The 17,230-nt window shown below is 64.1% G+C and carries 19 protein-coding genes; 15 read left to right on the forward strand and 4 right to left on the reverse strand.

The genetic code is table 11. The annotated features are described in order from the left end of the window. Window positions 1-53: 53 nt before the first annotated feature. Genes acnD through prpB form a run of 4 tightly spaced genes read right to left on the reverse strand, consistent with a single transcriptional unit; the run spans window position 54 to window position 5,372 of the window. Entirely contained in the window at window positions 54-2,660 is a 2,607-nt protein-coding gene (acnD, locus tag LQR33_RS09815) for a Fe/S-dependent 2-methylisocitrate dehydratase AcnD (RefSeq protein WP_221666349.1), read from the reverse strand. A 13-nt stretch (window positions 2,661-2,673) separates the two neighbouring features. Next, window positions 2,674-3,240, reverse strand: a complete 567-nt coding sequence (locus LQR33_RS09820) for a putative glycolipid-binding domain-containing protein (protein WP_166440783.1) — start codon at window positions 3,238-3,240, stop codon at window positions 2,674-2,676. Between the two features lie 55 nt (window positions 3,241-3,295). Continuing rightward, a complete protein-coding gene (gene prpC, locus LQR33_RS09825) occupies window positions 3,296-4,444 on the reverse strand; it encodes a bifunctional 2-methylcitrate synthase/citrate synthase (protein WP_021478038.1) in 1,149 nt (382 codons plus the stop codon). A 49-nt stretch (window positions 4,445-4,493) separates the two neighbouring features. Beyond that, window positions 4,494-5,372 carry a methylisocitrate lyase gene (gene prpB / locus LQR33_RS09830; RefSeq protein ID WP_166440781.1) on the reverse strand — a complete coding sequence of 293 codons (879 nt, stop codon included), beginning with the start codon at window positions 5,370-5,372 and terminating at the stop codon, window positions 4,494-4,496. 244 nt (window positions 5,373-5,616) lie between these two features. Here prpB and rpoE point away from each other — a divergent pair, with 244 nt between their 5' ends. From rpoE to acpS, 15 genes are all read left to right on the forward strand, one after another. Next, window positions 5,617-6,216: an RNA polymerase sigma factor RpoE gene (gene rpoE, locus LQR33_RS09835; RefSeq protein ID WP_021478036.1), complete on the forward strand. Its 600-nt coding sequence runs from the start codon at window positions 5,617-5,619 to the stop codon at window positions 6,214-6,216. Between the two features lie 2 nt (window positions 6,217-6,218). Continuing rightward, on the forward strand, window positions 6,219-6,701 hold the full coding sequence (locus LQR33_RS09840; protein WP_231468745.1) for a sigma-E factor negative regulatory protein: 483 nt from the start codon (window positions 6,219-6,221) through the stop codon (window positions 6,699-6,701). 68 nt (window positions 6,702-6,769) lie between these two features. Then, the gene (locus LQR33_RS09845) at window positions 6,770-7,666 is read left to right on the forward strand and encodes a MucB/RseB C-terminal domain-containing protein (protein WP_221668783.1); all 897 of its coding nucleotides are present in this window, start codon (window positions 6,770-6,772) and stop codon (window positions 7,664-7,666) included. 262 nt (window positions 7,667-7,928) lie between these two features. Beyond that, window positions 7,929-9,341 (forward strand): DegQ family serine endoprotease, encoded by a 1,413-nt coding sequence (locus LQR33_RS09850; RefSeq protein WP_221668782.1) that lies wholly within the window; start codon window positions 7,929-7,931, stop codon window positions 9,339-9,341. After that, entirely contained in the window at window positions 9,338-9,577 is a 240-nt protein-coding gene (locus LQR33_RS09855) for a glutaredoxin family protein (RefSeq protein WP_021478032.1), read from the forward strand. The genes LQR33_RS09850 and LQR33_RS09855 overlap by 4 nt, the downstream gene beginning before the upstream one ends. A 158-nt stretch (window positions 9,578-9,735) precedes the next feature. Continuing rightward, a complete protein-coding gene (gene lepA, locus LQR33_RS09860) occupies window positions 9,736-11,529 on the forward strand; it encodes a translation elongation factor 4 (protein ID WP_104947021.1) in 1,794 nt (597 codons plus the stop codon). Then, window positions 11,530-12,501 carry a signal peptidase I gene (gene lepB, locus LQR33_RS09865; RefSeq protein ID WP_021478030.1) on the forward strand — a complete coding sequence of 324 codons (972 nt, stop codon included), beginning with the start codon at window positions 11,530-11,532 and terminating at the stop codon, window positions 12,499-12,501. It abuts the gene before it with no gap. A gap of 40 nt (window positions 12,502-12,541) precedes the next feature. Beyond that, complete coding sequence (locus tag LQR33_RS09870; RefSeq protein ID WP_104947022.1) at window positions 12,542-12,901, forward strand: DUF4845 domain-containing protein; 360 nt, start codon at window positions 12,542-12,544, stop codon at window positions 12,899-12,901. A gap of 7 nt (window positions 12,902-12,908) precedes the next feature. Beyond that, window positions 12,909-13,619, forward strand: a complete 711-nt coding sequence (gene rnc, locus LQR33_RS09875; RefSeq protein ID WP_051238483.1) for a ribonuclease III — start codon at window positions 12,909-12,911, stop codon at window positions 13,617-13,619. Further along, complete coding sequence (gene era, locus LQR33_RS09880; protein ID WP_021478027.1) at window positions 13,616-14,509, forward strand: GTPase Era; 894 nt, start codon at window positions 13,616-13,618, stop codon at window positions 14,507-14,509. Before rnc ends, era begins: the two co-directional genes overlap by 4 nt. Next, complete coding sequence (locus tag LQR33_RS09885; protein ID WP_221666344.1) at window positions 14,509-14,784, forward strand: antibiotic biosynthesis monooxygenase family protein; 276 nt, start codon at window positions 14,509-14,511, stop codon at window positions 14,782-14,784. The genes era and LQR33_RS09885 overlap by 1 nt, the downstream gene beginning before the upstream one ends. After that, window positions 14,781-15,518 (forward strand): DNA repair protein RecO, encoded by a 738-nt coding sequence (gene recO / locus LQR33_RS09890; protein ID WP_221668780.1) that lies wholly within the window; start codon window positions 14,781-14,783, stop codon window positions 15,516-15,518. Before LQR33_RS09885 ends, recO begins: the two co-directional genes overlap by 4 nt. 25 nt (window positions 15,519-15,543) lie before the next feature. Continuing rightward, window positions 15,544-16,272: a pyridoxine 5'-phosphate synthase gene (pdxJ, locus tag LQR33_RS09895; protein WP_231468759.1), complete on the forward strand. Its 729-nt coding sequence runs from the start codon at window positions 15,544-15,546 to the stop codon at window positions 16,270-16,272. Further along, complete coding sequence (locus LQR33_RS09900; RefSeq protein WP_221666342.1) at window positions 16,272-16,835, forward strand: metal-dependent hydrolase; 564 nt, start codon at window positions 16,272-16,274, stop codon at window positions 16,833-16,835. Before pdxJ ends, LQR33_RS09900 begins: the two co-directional genes overlap by 1 nt. After that, window positions 16,832-17,209 (forward strand): holo-ACP synthase, encoded by a 378-nt coding sequence (acpS, locus tag LQR33_RS09905; RefSeq protein WP_166440773.1) that lies wholly within the window; start codon window positions 16,832-16,834, stop codon window positions 17,207-17,209. Before LQR33_RS09900 ends, acpS begins: the two co-directional genes overlap by 4 nt. Window positions 17,210-17,230: the final 21 nt, after the last annotated feature.

A 17,230-nucleotide genomic window follows, 5' to 3' on the forward strand; every position in this document is an offset into this window, starting at 1 on the left:
GTCCATCCTGTTTCTTTGTTGAACAGCCGGAGGTGGCCGGCTGCAATGGTTGATCAGGCTTGCGCCGCCGCCAGGAAATCCTGAGCGAAGCGCTGCAATACGCCGCCGGCTTCGTAGATCGACACTTCCTCGGCGGTATCCAGCCTACAGGTCACCGGGGTCTGGACGGTTTCGCCGCCGCGGCGGTGGATGACCAGGGTCAGCTCGGCGCGCGGCATGCGCTGGCCTATCACGTCGTAGGTTTCGGTGCCGTCGAGTGCCAGCGTTTTGCGATTGGTGCCGGGCTTGAACTCCAGCGGCAGCACGCCCATGCCGATCAAATTGGTCCGGTGGATGCGCTCGAAGCCTTCGGCGACGATGGCCTCGACGCCGGCCAGGCGCACGCCCTTGGCCGCCCAGTCGCGCGAGCTGCCCTGGCCGTAGTCGGCGCCGGCGACGATGATCAGCGGCTGTTTGCGGTCCATGTAGGTTTCGATCGCTTCCCACATCCGCATCGTCTTGCCCTCCGGCTCGACGCGGGCCAGCGAGCCCTGGCGGACCGAGCCATCGCCGTTCAGCACCATCTCGTTGAACAGCTTGGGATTGGCGAAGGTGGCGCGCTGCGCGGTCAGGTGGTCGCCGCGGTGGGTGGCGTATGAATTGAAGTCCTCCTCCGGCAGGCCCATCTTGGCCAGGTATTCGCCGGCGGCGGAATCCAGCAGGATGGCGTTGGACGGGGACAGGTGGTCGGTGGTGATGTTGTCCGGCAGCAGCGCCAGCGGGCGCATGCCCTTGAGCGCGCGCTCGCCAGCCAGCGCGCCTTCCCAGTACGGCGGACGGCGGATGTAGGTGGACTGCGGCCGCCAGGCGTACAGCGGGCTGACTTTCTCGCCGCTGCTTTGACGGATGGCGAACATCGGCTCGTAGACCTGGCGGAAATGTTCGGGTTTCACCGCCTGCTTCAGCACCGCGTCGATCTCCTCGTCGGACGGCCAGATGTCCTGCAGGCGGATGTCCTTGCCGCCGGCGACGCCCAGCACGTCTTTTTCGATGTCGAAGCGCATGGTGCCGGCGATGGCGTAGGCGATCACCAGCGGCGGCGAGGCGAGGAAGGCCTGCTTGGCGTAGGGATGGATGCGGCCGTCGAAGTTGCGGTTGCCGGACAGCACCGCGGTCGCGTACAAGTCGCGGTCTATGATCTCTTGCTGGATTTTCGGGTCCAGCGCGCCGGACATGCCGTTGCAGGTGGTGCAGGCGAAGGCGACGATGCCGAAGCCCAGCTGTTCCAGCTCGGACAGCAGGCCGGCTTCCTTCAAGTACAGCTCGACGGCTTTGGAGCCCGGCGCCAGCGACGACTTCACCCACGGTTTGCGGACCAGGCCTAGCCGGTTGGCGTTGCGCGCCAACAGGCCGGCGGCGATCACGTTGCGCGGGTTGGAGGTGTTGGTGCAGCTGGTGATGGCGGCGATGATCACCGCGCCGTCCGGCATCAGGCCTTGCGCTTCCTGCGCGCGGGCTTCGGCGAGGTTGGCGGCGATGCCGCGCTCGGCAAGCAGAGAGACCGGCAGCCGCTTGTGCGGGTTGGACGGGCCGGCCAGATTGCGGGTGACGCTGGACAGGTCGAATTTCAGCACTCGCTCGTATTCTGCCGTTTTCAGGCTGTCCGCCCACAGGCCGGCAGTCTTGGCGTAGTTTTCCACCAGTTTGACCTGCTCGTCGCTGCGGCCGGTCAATTTCAAATAAGCGATGGTCTGCGCATCGATGAAGAACAGCGCGGCGGTGGCGCCGTACTCCGGCGCCATGTTCGAGATGGTGGCGCGGTCGCCCAGCGTCAGCGCTGCCGCGCCTTCGCCATAAAACTCGAGATAAGCGCCGACGACTTTCTGCTGGCGCAGGAATTCGGTCAGCGCCAGCACCACGTCGGTGGCGGTGATGCCGGCGGCCGGCTTGCCGGCCAGCTCCACGCCGACGATGTCCGGCAGCCGCATCCACGACGCGCGGCCCAGCATCACGTTCTCGGCCTCCAGGCCGCCTACGCCGACGGCGATCACGCCCAGCGCGTCCACATGAGGCGTGTGGCTGTCGGTGCCGACGCAGGTGTCGGGGTAGGCGACGCCGTTGTCGGCGTGGATCACCGGACTCATTCGCTCCAGATTGATCTGGTGCATGATGCCGTTGCCGGCCGGAATCACGTCGACATTGTCGAAAGCGGTCTTGGTCCATTCGATGAAATGGAAGCGGTCCTCGTTGCGCCTGTCTTCGATCGCGCGGTTCTTGTCGAAGGCCTGCGGGTCGAAGCCGCCGCACTCCACCGCCAGCGAGTGGTCGACGATCAGCTGCACCGGCACCACCGGATTGACCTGGGCCGGGTCGCCGCCTTGGTCGGCGATGGCGTCGCGCAGGCCGGCCAGATCCACCAGCGCGGTCTGGCCCAGAATGTCGTGGCAGACCACGCGCGCCGGAAACCACGGGAAGTCGCGCTCGCGCTTGCGGTGGACGATCTGCTCTAGGCATTCGGTTAGAACGGCCGGCTCGCAGCGGCGGACCAGGTTTTCGGCGTGGATGCGGGCGGTGTAGGACAGCTTGTCCCAGGCGCCGGGCTGGATGGCGTTGATGGCGGCGCGGGCATCGAAGTAATCCAGCCCGGAGCCGGGCAGGGCGGTGCGGTATTGGCGGTTCATGTCTGTCTTTCGCTCAATCGCGGCCGCTGTCGGGCAGCCGTTGCAGAAAGTCGCTGTAATGCAGGGTGAAGCCTTGCTCGTCGACGATGATGTCGGCGGCGAAGCCCGGGGATTCGTAGCGGTAGCAGGGCATGCCGTCGTGGTCCGGCAGGCGGGTGTAGCGCTGCGGGCAGATAGCCGGCGTCAATGACGGCAGGCGCACGAACAGCATCGACAGCTCGACGCTGTCGCCGATGCCCAGTTTCAAGCGGCGGATGGGAAAGGCATTGGTCAGGCCGCAGGATTGCAGGTCCAGCTCCTGGCAGCCGTCCCAGGCGGGCTGCGCTTGGCCGTTGACCAGCCAGCGGCCGCTTTCGGTGTGTTGCAGCGTCAGCTGCCTGGGTTCGGGCGCGGAAACATCGATATGGGCGTGGCTGAGCCTGCCGTGGTGGTCCAACTGCATCCGGTAACGCAGGCTGGCGCCGGTGTCGGCGTGCAACAGGGTGCCGCAGGCGGACAAGGAGAGGCCGGCGCTGGTTTCGATTTCCGCCTGCTCCAGCCCCGGGCAGTCCAGGCGCTGCCAGAACAACATTTGCTTCATTTACTGCTCCAGTATGGCCGACGCGGCCGGGCGGCCGCGTCGCTTGCTGCTTGCCTCAGCGTTTTTCAAGCGGGATGTAGGCCTGGTCTTCCGGGCCGATGTAGTTGGCCGACGGGCGGATGATCTTGCCGTCCTGGCGTTGCTCGATCACGTGCGCGCTCCAGCCGCTGGTGCGCGAGATCACGAACAGCGGGGTGAACATCGCGGTCGGCACGCCCATCGCGTGGTAGCTGACGGCGGAGAACCAGTCGAGGTTGGGGAACATTCTCTTGACGTCCCACATCACGGTTTCCAGGCGTTCGGCGATGTCGAACATCTTCATGTCCTTGTTGCTCTTGGACAGTTCGCGCGCCACTTCCTTGATCACCTTGTTGCGCGGGTCGGAAATGGTGTACACCGGGTGGCCGAAGCCGATCACCACTTCCTTGCGCTCCACGCGGGCGCGGATGTCGGCTTCGGCCTCGTCCGGGCTCTCGTAACGCTGTTGGATCTCGAACGCCACTTCGTTGGCGCCGCCGTGCTTCGGGCCGCGCAGCGCGCCGATGGCGCCGGTGATGGCGCTGTGCATGTCGGAGCCGGTGCCGGCGATGACGCGGGCGGCGAAGGTGGAGGCGTTGAATTCGTGCTCGGCGTATAAATTCAAAGAGGTGTGCATCGCGCGCACCCATTCGGCCGACGGCTTGACGCCGTGAAGCAGGTGCAGGAAGTGGCCGCCGATGCTGTCGTCGTCGGTTTCGACGTCGATGCGCTTGCCGTTGTGGCTGTAGTGGTACCAGTAGAGCAGGATTGAGCCGAACGAGGCCATCAGGCGGTCGGCGATGTCGCGCGCGCCGGCCAGGTTGTGGTCGTCCTTCTCCGGCAGCGCGCAGCCCAGCGCGGAGGCGCCGCTGCGCATCACGTCCATCGGATGGGCGCCGGCCGGCAGCGCTTCCAGCACCGCCTTGACCGAAGCCGGCAGGCCGCGCAGCGATTTCAGCTTCTTCTTGTAGCCGGCCAGTTCAGCCTGGTTCGGCAGCTTGCCGTGCACCAGCAGATAGGCCACTTCTTCGAACTCCGCCTTGTCGGCCAGATCGAGAATGTCGTAACCGCGGTAGTGCAGGTCGTTGCCGCTGCGGCCAACGGTGCACAGCGCGGTGTTGCCGGCGGCGACACCGGACAGTGCTACGGATTTCTTCGGTTTGCCGGTCAGAACCACTTCAGTCATGCAATTTCTCCTTTGTCAGACTTGGGGCGATGCCGCAGCCCTTGAATTGTTATTGCTTGCCGGCGGCGAATAGCTGGTCCAGTTTCTTTTCGTATTCGTGGTAGCCCAGGTGGTCGTACAGATCCATTCGGGTCTGCATCTTGTCGACCACCGCCTGCTGGGTGCCGTCGCGGCGGATGGCTCCGTACACTTCAAGCGCGGCCTGGCTCATGGCGCGGAAGGCGGAAAGCGGATACAGCATCAGGGCGACGCCGTTGGCGGCCAGTTCTTCGGCGGTGTAGAGCGGCGTGGAGCCGAACTCGGTGATATTGGCCAGCACCGGCACCTTCACCGCGTCGGCGAAGCGTTTGTACATGGCCAGATCGGTCATCGCTTCCGGGAAGATCATGTCGGCGCCGGCTTCGACGCAGGCGACGGCGCGTGCGATGGCGGCATCCAGGCCCTCCACCGCCAGCGCGTCGGTGCGCGCCATGATGACGAAGCTGTCGTCGCGGCGAGCGTCGGTGGCCGCCTTGATGCGGTCGATCATTTCGTCTTGCGGGACGATGGCTTTGTTTGGGCGGTGGCCGCAGCGTTTCTGCTGCACCTGATCCTCGATGTGGACAGCGGCGACGCCGGCCTTCTCCAGGCTGCGCACGGCGCGGGCGATGTTGAAAGCGCCGCCCCAGCCGGTATCGATGTCCACCAGCAGCGGCAGGTCGGTGATGTCGGTGATGCGGCGGGCATCGATCAGCACGTCTTCCAGCGTGGTGATGCCAAGGTCGGGGATGCCGCAGGACGAGGCGGCGACGCCGCCGCCGGACAGGTAAAGGGCCTTGAAACCCGAGTGTTCGGCCAAACGTGCAGCGTAGGCGTTGATCGCCCCCACCACTTGCAACGGTTTTTCGGCGGCCACGGCCTGGCGGAAACGCTGCCCGGGAGTGCTCATAAAATGCTCCTGACGGTGGATTGGATTAATTGCCTGTCATTCAAGCAAGTGCTTGGTTGGAGTGTAAAGGCTCTAGAAAATGCTGGCAATAGTTGATAATGGGATGTTCAAGTTTCGCGCCGGGAGTGATATGTTTCGCAACGTCCTCGCCAGTGGGAACTCGGGCTTTAAACCGTGGTCTAGTACACAGTCCACGTAACGACCACATAGAACAGTGGGCAAACCAGGGAGCATAACAACGACTATGAGTGATCGGGACATCGATCAACAGTTGGTGGAACGTGCCCAGCGAGGTGAAAAAAGAGCTTTCGATCTGCTTGTTGCAAAGTATCAGCGACGTCTCGCCAGGCTGTTGTCGCGTTTCATACGCGACGGTTCTGACATCGAGGATGTGACGCAGGAGGCGTTTATCAAAGCGTATCGCGCTTTGCCATCGTTTCGGGGTGAGAGCGCGTTTTACACGTGGCTGTATAGGATCGGCATCAATACGGCCAAGAATTTCCTCAGCGCCAACGGGCGACGCCCGGTGGTGAACAGCGAGATTGAGGACGAGGATGGCGAGAGTTTCGACATGGCGTCGCAAATTCCCGACATGAACACGCCCGAAACCGAGCTGATGAACAAGGAGATTCTGGCTACGGTCAATGCCGCCGTGGAGGCCTTGCCGGAGGAGTTGCGCACTGCCATCTCGCTTAGGGAGATGGAAGGGCTGTCCTACGACGAGATCGCCAGGGTGATGGATTGTCCGATAGGTACCGTGCGTTCGCGGATTTTTCGCGCACGCGAGGCGATTGCTGCTGAGCTCAGGCCTCTGCTGGATACGGCCAAGAACAGAAGGTGGTAAGTATGAAAGAAACGATATCCGCACTGATGGACGGTGAACTGGACGGGCCCGATGCCGACAAGGCAATCGCCGCCATCGCCGGAGACAAGGACCTGGATGATGCCTGGGAAGGGTACCATCTGATCGGCGACGCCATGCGCGCCAACCGCCTGTCCTCGCTGAATGTGAGGGCCAGGGTGGCGGCTCGCCTGGCGGACGAGCCGACGGTCCTGGCGCCGCGTCGCTGGACGCGTCCGCGCAAGGCGCGCACCGCGAGCGCGGTGGCGCTGGCCGCGAGCGTCAGCTTCGCCGCCGTCGTGGGTTGGCAGCAGCTGTCCCACCGCAACGCCTCGCCGTCGGCCATCGCCGATCGCGGCGTGCCGGTGCAGATCGCCAAGCCTGCCGTGGCCTTGGATCAGGATGATCCCTATGTGCTGGCGCACCAGGAGGTGACCGCCGACCAGAGCGTGATGCGCGTGTCCTACGGAAACGGAGCTCGCCACTGATGCGTGTCGTTCCTCTGATTGGTGTTTTGATGCTCGGGGCCGCGTGCGCGGCCCATGCGGAGGATGACATGCAGCTGCTGCGTAGTGTCGGCAACGCCGGCAGGCAGCAGCCGCTGGATGGCACCTATCTGCATCAGATGAATGGCACGCTGGAAACCTTCCGCATCGTTCGCCAGGGGCAGGGCGACAATGTGCGCGAAAAGCGCACCTCGCTCGACGGTCCGACGCGGGAGGTGGTTCGCAAGGGCAGGGGGCTGACCTGCTTCGCGCCCGATAAGCGCGCCTTGATGGCGTGCAAAATCAGCGCGATGCGGTTGTTCCCCGCCTTGCTGCCCGACGATCTGGACGATATCACCCGCTCGTATGTCCTCAAGCGCACCGGCCACGACCGCGTGGCTAAGCGCGACTGCCAGTGGCTGGATTTGCAGCCACGGGACGCGCAGCGCTACACCATGCGGATGTGCATTGAGCCGGCAACCTATCTCCCCTTGAAAGTGATGACCTTGTCGCCGCGCGGCGACGCGGTCGAGCAGTTCACCTTCACCGATGTGGAGCTGGGCGGGGCCAAGGATAAGCGGGCGTACGTCTCCAAGCTGTCGCAGCGTTTCCAGTTGCGTTCCAGCGCGTCGGGAGGCAGCGAGGAAGCGGCTGCGCCGCAGGGCGAGCTGACCGGGCTGCCTCAGGGCTTCCGCGTGCTGCGTTCGGTCCAGCGCGTGCTGCCCGGACAGGGCGGCAAGCCGGTCCGGCACATGGTGCTGAGCGACGGTCTGGTGATGTTGTCGGTGTTTGTCGAGCCGCCTCCTCCGGAGCATGCGCGCCTGGAAAAGGTGGGCAATCTGCACGGGGCGATCAACATGGCCACCAGCTACCAGAACGACATGCAGCTGACCGCGGTGGGCGATATGCCGCAAACCGCGATGATGGCTCTGCTCAAGGGTTTGCATGTCAACGGCAAGGGGGAGTGAGCCCGTGCCGGGCAGGCTGAAAAGCTTCGCTGCCGGCGGCGGGATCGCCGCCAGCGCCAGGCTTTCCTCCGGCCGATGAAAGTTTGACTGGCCATTTCCCATCGAAAGCATGCGGAAGTGGCCAGTTTTGCGTGATGCGTCCGCAAGGAGCGTCGCAAGGGAGCGTGAGGGGCGCGGCAAGGCGCCGCTTCCCGATCCGATGGTTGCACAGCCGGCGTCCGCCGGCCCATTCAGTCCACAACATTCCAAAGATGGAGCGCACATGTCGGTCAAAAAACTGATTGTTTCCGCAATGCTGTCGGCATCTATTCTGACGGCGGCGGTTCCCGTCGCCATGGCGGCGGAGCTGCCGGACTTCGCCCAGATCGTCGAGGCCGAGGGCAAGGCAGTGGTCAATATCAGCACCACCTCCACGGTCAAGGAGACGGTTTCAGGCCTGCCGGAAGGCATGGAGGGGGATCCGTTCTTCGAGTTCTTCCGCCGCTTCGCGCCGCCGCAGCAGCGCGAGCACCAGGAGAGCTCGCTGGGTTCGGGCTTCATCATCTCGAAGGACGGTTACGTGCTGACCAATGCCCACGTGGTGGCCCGCGCGGACAAGATCACGGTCAAACTGAACGACAAGCGGGAATTCCAGGCGCGGGTGATTGGTTCCGATGCCCGCTCCGACGTGGCCTTGCTCAAGATCGACGCCCAGAACCTGCCGGTGGTGCGGATGGGCGATGCGAAGAGCCTGAAGGTCGGGCAGTGGGTGCTGGCCATCGGCTCGCCGTTCGGTTTTGAAAACACGGCCACCTCCGGCATCGTTTCCGGCAAGAACCGCATGCTGCCGGACGAGAGCGCCGTGCAGTTCATCCAGACCGACGCGGCGGTGAATCCCGGCAACTCCGGCGGCCCGCTGTTCAACTTGAATGGCGAAGTGGTCGGCGTCAACTCGCAGATCTACAGCCGTTCCGGCGGCTTCATGGGCATTTCCTTCGCCATCCCCATCGATACCGCGATGAACGTGGCCGATCAGTTGAAGACCAAGGGCAAGGTGACTCGCAGCCGCATCGGCGTGGTGGTGCAGGAGCTGAGCAAGGAACTGGCCGCGTCCTTCGGACTGGCCAAGCCCAGCGGCGTGTTGATCAACGCGCTCGATCCCAAGGGGCCGGCGCAGAAGGCGGGCTTGAAGGCTGGCGACATCGTGTTGCGCATCAACGGCCAGACGATAGAGAACGGTGGCGACATGCAGCGCCTGATCAGCGATTTGCCGCCGGGCAAGGCCATCTCGCTGGATGTCTGGCGCAGCCGAGCGCAGGCCAGCATCCGCGTGGTGCCTGACGAACTGGTGGAGGAGGATGCCCGCGTCGCCAAGCGCGAGTACCGCAAGCCGGGCGCGGAGAGCGAGCAGAGCCTAGCCCAGATCGGCCTGCGTCTGCAGGAGCTGAATCCGGTCCAGCTGCAGCGCGCCGGCATCGACTACGGCTTGCTGGTGCGCGGCGCCAACGGAGCGGCGCTGCGCGCCGGCATTCAGCAGGGCGACATCATCGTCGGCATCGGCAGCGATCCGCTGAAGAGCTTCGCCCAGTTGAAGGGCGCGCTGAATCAAGCCAAGAAAGGCGGCGCGGTCGCCTTGCAGGTGATGCGTCAGGGCGTGACGATGTTCGTGCCGTTGACCGTGGATGACGCCAAGTGAAACTGACGCTTTATTTCCGCGAGTACTGCAGCCTGTGCCATCAGATGCTGGCCGAACTCGGCCCTTGGCGCGAGCGCCACGGCTTCGAGCTCGAGGTGGTGGATGTCGACGCCGATCCGGCGCTGGAGGCCCGCTTCAACGAGTTGGTGCCGGTGCTGATGGATGGCGAGACCGAAATCTGCCATTGGCATCTGGACGGCGCGAGATTGGCTGCACATTTGGGCGAAATCGGCTAAAATCCGCGCCAGTGTGAGTAAAACCGGGGGCGCGCTGGTCGCGCCCCCGCTTGCTGATCGGCTTCCGGCCGCCGTCTGATCCGCAGGGATCCCCCGGAAGGGCTATCCGTCAGCAGCCCCGGGCACGCTAGCGTGCCCTTATCTTTTGCTGGAAACCGATGAAGAACATCCGAAATTTTTCGATCATTGCCCATATCGACCATGGTAAATCGACCCTGGCCGACCGCTTCATTCAGTTCTGCGGTGGTTTGGAATTGCGCGAGATGAGCGCCCAGGTGCTTGACTCCATGGACATCGAGAAGGAGCGCGGCATCACCATCAAGGCGCAGACCGCCGCCTTGACCTACAAGGCCCGCGATGGCCAGGTGTACAACCTCAACCTGATCGACACCCCGGGGCACGTGGACTTCAGCTACGAAGTGTCGCGCTCGCTGTCCGCCTGCGAAGGCGCGCTGCTGGTGGTGGACGCCTCGCAGGGCGTGGAAGCCCAGACCGTTGCCAACTGCTACACCGCCATCGAGCTGGGCGTGGAAGTGGTGCCGGTGCTGAACAAGATCGACCTGCCGGCCGCCGATCCCGAGCGCATTTCGCAGGAGATCGAAGACATCATCGGCATCGAGGCCATCGAAGCGGTGCGCGCCTCGGCCAAGTCTGGCATCGGCATCGAAGATATCCTGGAAGAAGTGGTCAGCAAGATCCCGGCGCCTAAGGGCGACCCGGATGGCCCGCTGAAGGCGCTGATCGTCGACTCTTGGTTCGACAACTACGTCGGCGTGGTGATGCTGGTGCGCGTGATCGACGGCTCGCTGAAGCCCAAGGACAAGATCAAGTTCATGGCCACCGGCGCCGAGCACCTGTGCGAACAGGTGGGCGTGTTCACGCCCAAGTCGGTTCAGCGCCAGAGCCTGAACGCGGGCGAGGTGGGTTTCGTCATCGCCGGCATCAAGGAATTGAAATCGGCCAAGGTGGGCGACACCATCACCCTGGTGTCCAAGCCGGCCGCCGAGGCGCTGCCGGGCTTCAAGGACGTGCAGTCGCAGGTGTTCGCCGGCCTGTATCCGGTGGAAAGCCACGATTACGAAGCGCTGCGCGACGCGCTGGAAAAACTGCAGCTGAACGACGCCTCGCTGAAGTACGAGCCGGAAGTGTCGCAGGCGCTGGGCTTCGGCTTCCGTTGCGGCTTCCTCGGCCTCCTGCACTTGGAGATCGTCCAGGAGCGCCTGGAGCGCGAGTTCGACATGGACCTGATCACTACCGCGCCCACGGTGAACTACGAAGTGGTGATGCGGGACGGCACGGTGGAAGTGGTGTCCAACCCGTCGCGGATGCCGGACTCCGGCAAGTATGAAGACCTGCGGGAACCCATCATCACCTCCACCATCCTGGTGCCGCAGGACTATGTGGGCGCGGTGATGACGCTGTGCAACCAGAAGCGCGGCGTGCAGCGCAATATGCAATACATGGGCCGCCAGGTGATGCTCACCTACGATCTGCCGATGAACGAAGTGGTGATGGACTTCTTCGACAAGCTGAAGTCCACCAGCCGCGGCTACGCCTCGCTGGATTACGAGTTCAAGGAGTTTCAGAGCGCTGACCTGGTCAAGCTGGATGTGCTGGTCAACAGCGAGAAGGTAGACGCGCTGAGCCTGATCGTCCACCGCGCCTCCAGCGTGTACCGCGGCCGCGAACTGGTGTCGAAGATGCGCGAGCTGATTCCGCGCCAGATGTTCGACATCGCGGTGCAGGCGGCCATCGGCGGCCACATCATCGCCCGCGAAACGGTGAAGGCGCTGCGCAAGAACGTGCTGGCCAAGTGCTACGGCGGCGACATCACCCGTAAGAAAAAGCTGCTGGAAAAACAAAAGGCCGGCAAGAAGCGGATGAAGCAGGTCGGCAACGTGGAAATCCCGCAAGAGGCTTTCCTGGCGATTCTTCAAGTAGGGGACAAATAAGTGGGCGCAAACTTGTTCTGGGTGTTCTCGGCCGCGGTCGTGGTCGGCGTGTTGCTGATTTTGCTGGGCGGCAAGAAGCAGGAAGGCGCCAAGGATTGGCCGCAATCGGTGCAGTGGGGCTATCTGGCCCTGGTGATCGGCGGCTTCGGCCTGCTGTCCGACTACATGAGCTTCACCGCGGTGATGCTGGTGTTCGTCGTGATCACCGGCGTGGTCTGGGCGCTGGACAAGTGGATGCTGGCCAGGAAGCGCGCCGCCAGCGGCGCGCAACCCGGCCATTTCGTCGATTATTCGCGCGGCTTCTTTCCGGTGATCCTGGTGGTGTTCGTGCTGCGCTCCTTCCTGGTGGAGCCGTTCCAGATCCCGTCCAGCTCGATGCGGCCGGGCCTGGTGGTCGGTGATTTCATCCTGGTGAACAAGTTTACCTACGGCGTCCGCGTGCCGGTGCTTAACAACGTGCTGGTGCCGGTCAACAAGGTCAATCACGGCGACGTGGTGGTGTTCAACTATCCGCCCAATCCCAAGGTGAATTACATCAAGCGCGTGATCGGCCTGCCGGGCGACACCGTCGAGTACCGCAACAAGCGCCTGACCGTCAACGGCAAGCAGGTGACCGATGTCGCCGACGGCACTTACGACTACATCGAGCAAGGCCTGGCCCAGATCACCGCGCAGCGTTTCCGGGAAAACCAGGGCGGCAAGTCCTACCATGTATTGAACAACGTCGAAGCGCCGGTGGTGGCGCTAAGCCAGGTGCAGGACTTCCCCTACCGCGACAATTGCCGCTACGATGACGACGGTTTCGTCTGCAAGGTGCCGCAGGGCAATTACTTCATGATGGGCGACAACCGCGACAACAGCTCCGACGGCCGCTATTGGGGCTTCGTCGACGACAAGCTGATGGTGGGCAAGGCCTTCATGATCTGGATGAACTTCACCCAGTTGTCGCGCATCGGCACCCGGATACAGTAAAAACAATCAGGCCAAGAGAGGCCATGACCTGGAGAAACGCATGAAGAAGCAGCAAGGCTTGTCGGTAATTGCGATTTTGTTGGTCCTGGCCCTCGTCGGCGCCGGATTGATGCTGGTGTTCAAGATCGTGCCGGTCTACACCGAGTACGGCGATGTCAAGAACGCGCTGACGGCCCTGTCCACCGAGACCAATGTCGGCGAGCAGACGCTGCGGCAGGAGTTCGACGGCAAGGCCAACGTCTCCGGAGTCACTTCCGTCAAGGGAGAGAATCTGATGGTGGTGGCCGGAGCCGGCAGCAATTATCTGCGCGCGAAGTATCAGCGCGAGGTGCCGCTGTTCGGCAATGTCAGTCTGCTTTTCCATTTCGATACCCAGGCGGGTCAACCGCCTGCGCAATAACCATACCGTGACCCAGATAGACAATCGATTCCGGCGCCTGTCCCAGGCGCTGGATTACGCATTTCAAAAACCGGAATTGCTGCGCCAGGCGCTGACGCACCGCAGCTTCAACAGCACGAACAACGAGCGCTTCGAATTCGTCGGCGACAGCATCCTCAATTACACCGTGGCCCGCATGCTGTATGACCAGTTTCCGCAGCTGACCGAGGGCGAACTGTCCCGTCTGCGCGCCAACCTGGTCAACCAGAACACGCTGGCGGAAATCGCCCTGGAACTAGCGCTCGGCGATTACCTGTACCTGGGCGAGGGCGAGCTCAAGAGCGGCGGATTCAACCGTCCGTCCATCCTGGCCGACGCGCTGGAAGCCACTTTCGCCGCCGTCAGCTTCGACGCCGACTTCGCAGCCGCCGAGCAGGTGGTGCGCCGCTTGTACAGCCAGCGCGTCGCCAACATCGACACCACGCGCCAGGCAAAGGACGCCAAGACCCGCTTGCAGGAAGCGCTGCAGGCGCGCAAGCTGGCGCTGCCCAAGTACCGCATCCTGTCGCAGAGCGGCGAGGCCCACGAACAATGGTTCAAGGTGGAGTGCGATCTGGGCGAGCTGGCCCTGATTTCCACCGGCGACGGCGGCAGCCGCCGCGCCGCCGAACAGCAGGCCGCCGAAGCGGCATTGGTCCTGCTGGAACAGAAACTCGCCGCAGGCAAGAAAAAATCATGACCGATACTCCCCAATTCCACTGCGGCTTCGTCGCCATCGTCGGCCGTCCCAACGTGGGCAAATCCACGTTGATGAACCATCTGATCGGCCAGAAGATCAGCATCACCTCGAAGAAATCGCAGACCACGCGCCACCGCGTCACCGGCATCCATACCGAGGACACGGCGCAGTTCGTGTTCGTCGACACGCCGGGTTTCCAGACCTATCACAAGGGCGCGCTGAACGAGGCCTTGAACAAGAGCGTCAAGGACTCGCTCGGCAGCGTCGACTGCGTGCTGTTCCTGCTGGAGGCGATGCGCTTCACTTCCGCCGACAAGGAAGTGATGGCGCTGCTGCCCAAGAAGACTCCGGTCATCCTGGTGGTGAACAAGCTGGACAAGGCCAAGGACAAGCTGACCTTGCAAGCCTTCATAGACGAAGTGACTGCCGAATTCGAATTCGCCGGCGTCGAAGTGGTCAGCGCCAAGCATGGCCAGCGCCTTGCCGAACTGTTGGACCAGGTGCGCCCACACCTGCCGGAATCGATGCCCCTCTATCCGGAGGACATGGTCACCGACAAGAACGAGCGCTTCCTGGCCGCTGAGATCGTCCGCGAAAAGCTGTTCCGCTACCTGGGCGAAGAGCTGCCGTACGAAATGAACGTGGAAGTGGAAATGTTCGAGATGGACGGCGCGCTGCGCCGCATCCACATTGCGGTGTTGGTCGACAAGGAACACCAGAAGCCCATCGTGATCGGCAAGGCCGGCGAGAAGTTGAAGAAAATTTCCACCGAGGCGCGCCTCGACATGGAAAAACTGTTCGACGGCAAGGTGTTCCTGCAGGTCTGGGTGAAAGTGAAATCCGGCTGGGCCGACGATGTCCGCTTCCTGCGCGAGTTCGGTTTGAACTGATGACAGTATTGGATAGGCCGCCGGCGCAGGATTGCTGGGCGGCGAACCTTTCCGGCGACAGCGCGGCGGCAGAGCTGTCGCGCTGCGCGCTGAGGCTGGCGGAAAGCCAGCCGGGCTGCCTGGGCGTGACTGCGGAAGACCGGGTCACGTATTGGGACAGCGTGGAGGCCATCGCCGCCTGGCGCGCCCGGGTGGAGCTGCTGGCCCGCCAACGGCTGGGGCGCGGCGGCGAGACCGTTTCCATCCAGGTGAGCCGGCGGGGCGTGACGGCATGAGCCAGCCGGGCAGAGTGGACAAGCAGTCGGGTTATATTCTGCATACCCAGCCGTATCGCGAGACCAGCCTGCTGCTGGAAGTGTTGACCCGCGACCATGGCCGTTTCAGCTTGGTGGCGCGCAGCGCGCGCCGGCCCCGCTCCGATCTGCGCGGGGTGCTGCTGCCGTTTCAGCCCTTGACCTTGTCGTGGTTCGGCAAGGGCGAGTTGCGCACGCTGCACGCGGCGGACTGGGACGGCGGGGTGCGGCAGCTGACCGGGCTGCCGTTGGTCTGCGGCTTTTATTTGAACGAATTGATGATGAAGCTCACGGCGCGGGACGATCCCGAACCGCGGGCTTTTTCCGTTTATGACCGGGCGGTGCGGGAGCTGGCCGGCGCCGCGCCCTTGTCGACGGCCTTGCGCCGCTACGAGCTCCGGCTTGCCCAGGTGCTGGGCTATGCGCCGGCGCTCGGCCGCGACAGCCGCGGCGAGGCCATCGCCGCCGATCGCCATTATCTGTGCCGCGACGCGGCGATGCCGGAGCCGGACGAGCATCCGGAACTGGCGCCGGTCGGCCGTGCGGTCAGGTTGCCGGGCGAGGCCTTGCTGGCGATAGACGCCGACGACTATGGCCGGCCGGATACCCGCGGCCACGCGCGCCAGCTCAGCCGGGTATGGTTGTCCGCGCTGCTGGGCGACGAGCCGCTGGCGTCGCGCCAATTATTGCAGGCCATCCAGTCCCTTTCGGACTGATGGCGGATAGACAAGGGGGATGAAAATGATTTTGTTGGGCGTAAACATCGATCACGTCGCCACGCTACGCCAGGCGCGCGGCACCCGCTACCCGAGCCCAGTGGAGGCCGCGCTGGTGGCGGAATCCAGCGGCGCGGACCTGATCACGCTGCATCTGCGCGAAGATCGCCGCCACATCCAGGACGCGGACGTGAAAGCCATGCGACCGGTGCTGAAGACCCGGATGAATCTGGAAATGGCGATGACGCTGGAGATGCTGGCGCATGCGCTGGAAGTCGCCCCGGAAGACGTATGCCTGGTGCCGGAGAAGCGCGAGGAAGTCACCACCGAGGGCGGCCTGGACGTGCGCGGCCACTATGCCGACGTCAAGCATTACACCGGCAAGCTGGCCGAGGCCGGCATTCGCGTGTCCATCTTCATCGATCCCGACCGCGAGCAGATCCAGAAGGCCTACGACGCCGGCGCGCGCGTGATCGAGCTGCACACCGGCGCCTACGCCGACGCGCCGCACGCCAGCGAGCGCGAGGCCGAGCTGGTCCGCATCCGCGCCGCCGCCGAATTCGGCGCCAGCCTCGGCATGGTGGTCAACGCCGGCCACGGCCTCAACTACCATAATGTGAAGCCCATCGCGGCCATCCCGCAGATCGCCGAGCTGAACATCGGCCACGCCATCGTCGCCCATGCGCTGTTCGTCGGCTTCCCGCAGGCGGTGCGCGAGATGAAGGCGCTGATGGAAAGCGCGCGCGTCCGCTGATGCCCACCGTCGTCACCCACGCGCTGGCCGGCGCCACCTTGGTTGCCCTGGCCAGCCGCAAGTCAGTCTCCACGCCAGGCATGTTGCCGTGGTTGGCGTTGTGCGGCGCGGCCGCGATGCTGCCGGACCTGGACGTGGTCACCTTCAAGCTGGGCATCCCCTATGCTAGCCCGTGGGGGCATCGCGGCTTTTCGCATTCGCTGGCGGCCGCGGCGGTTTGCGCCGGCCTGCTGGCCTGGCTGTGCCGCCCGCTGTGGCTGCGGGTGGGCCTGAGCGCCGCGTCGGCGGCATTGTTGCTGTTTTTGTCGGTGGCTTCGCACGCGGCGCTGGACATGATCTGCGACGCCAGCTTTGGCCCGGCGCTGTTCATGCCCTGGTCCGATCATCGCTACCTCAGCGGCTGGAAACCGATAGAAGGCGCTCCGATCGGCCTGAAACGCTGGTTCGGCCCCAAGGGCGAGCGAGTGGTCCAGACCGAATTCGTCTATGTCTGGCTGCCTTGCATGGCGCTGTGGGCGGGGCGATGGCTATCGTTGCGCCGCGCCGGCGAGGCGCGCGCATGATTTACGGCGTCGGCACCGATCTGGTGGAAATCGCCCGGATGGAGGCCTGGTGCCGGCGTTGGGGCGACAAGGCGGGGCGGCGGCTGCTGACCGCAGCCGAGCAGGCCGAGTTCGCCGCCCATGCCGAGCCGGCGCGTTTTCTGGCCAAGCGCTTCGCCGCCAAGGAAGCTTTCGCCAAGGCGCTGGGCACCGGCGTGGTGGCGCCGGCCTTGCTGACGGCAATAGGCGTCGGCCATGATGAGCTGGGCAAGCCCTTGTTGGTCTTGTCGGACGAACTGGCGGCTTTCATCGCCGCGCGCGGCGTCGCGCGCATGCATCTATCCATCAGCGACGAACGCAGCCACGCGCTGGCCTTCGTCGTGCTTGAATCGTAAGGCGGGAGACTGCCTCTCGCG

This window comes from Chromobacterium piscinae, assembly GCF_021129175.1.
GTDB classification, from domain to species: Bacteria; Pseudomonadota; Gammaproteobacteria; order Burkholderiales; family Chromobacteriaceae; genus Chromobacterium; species Chromobacterium piscinae.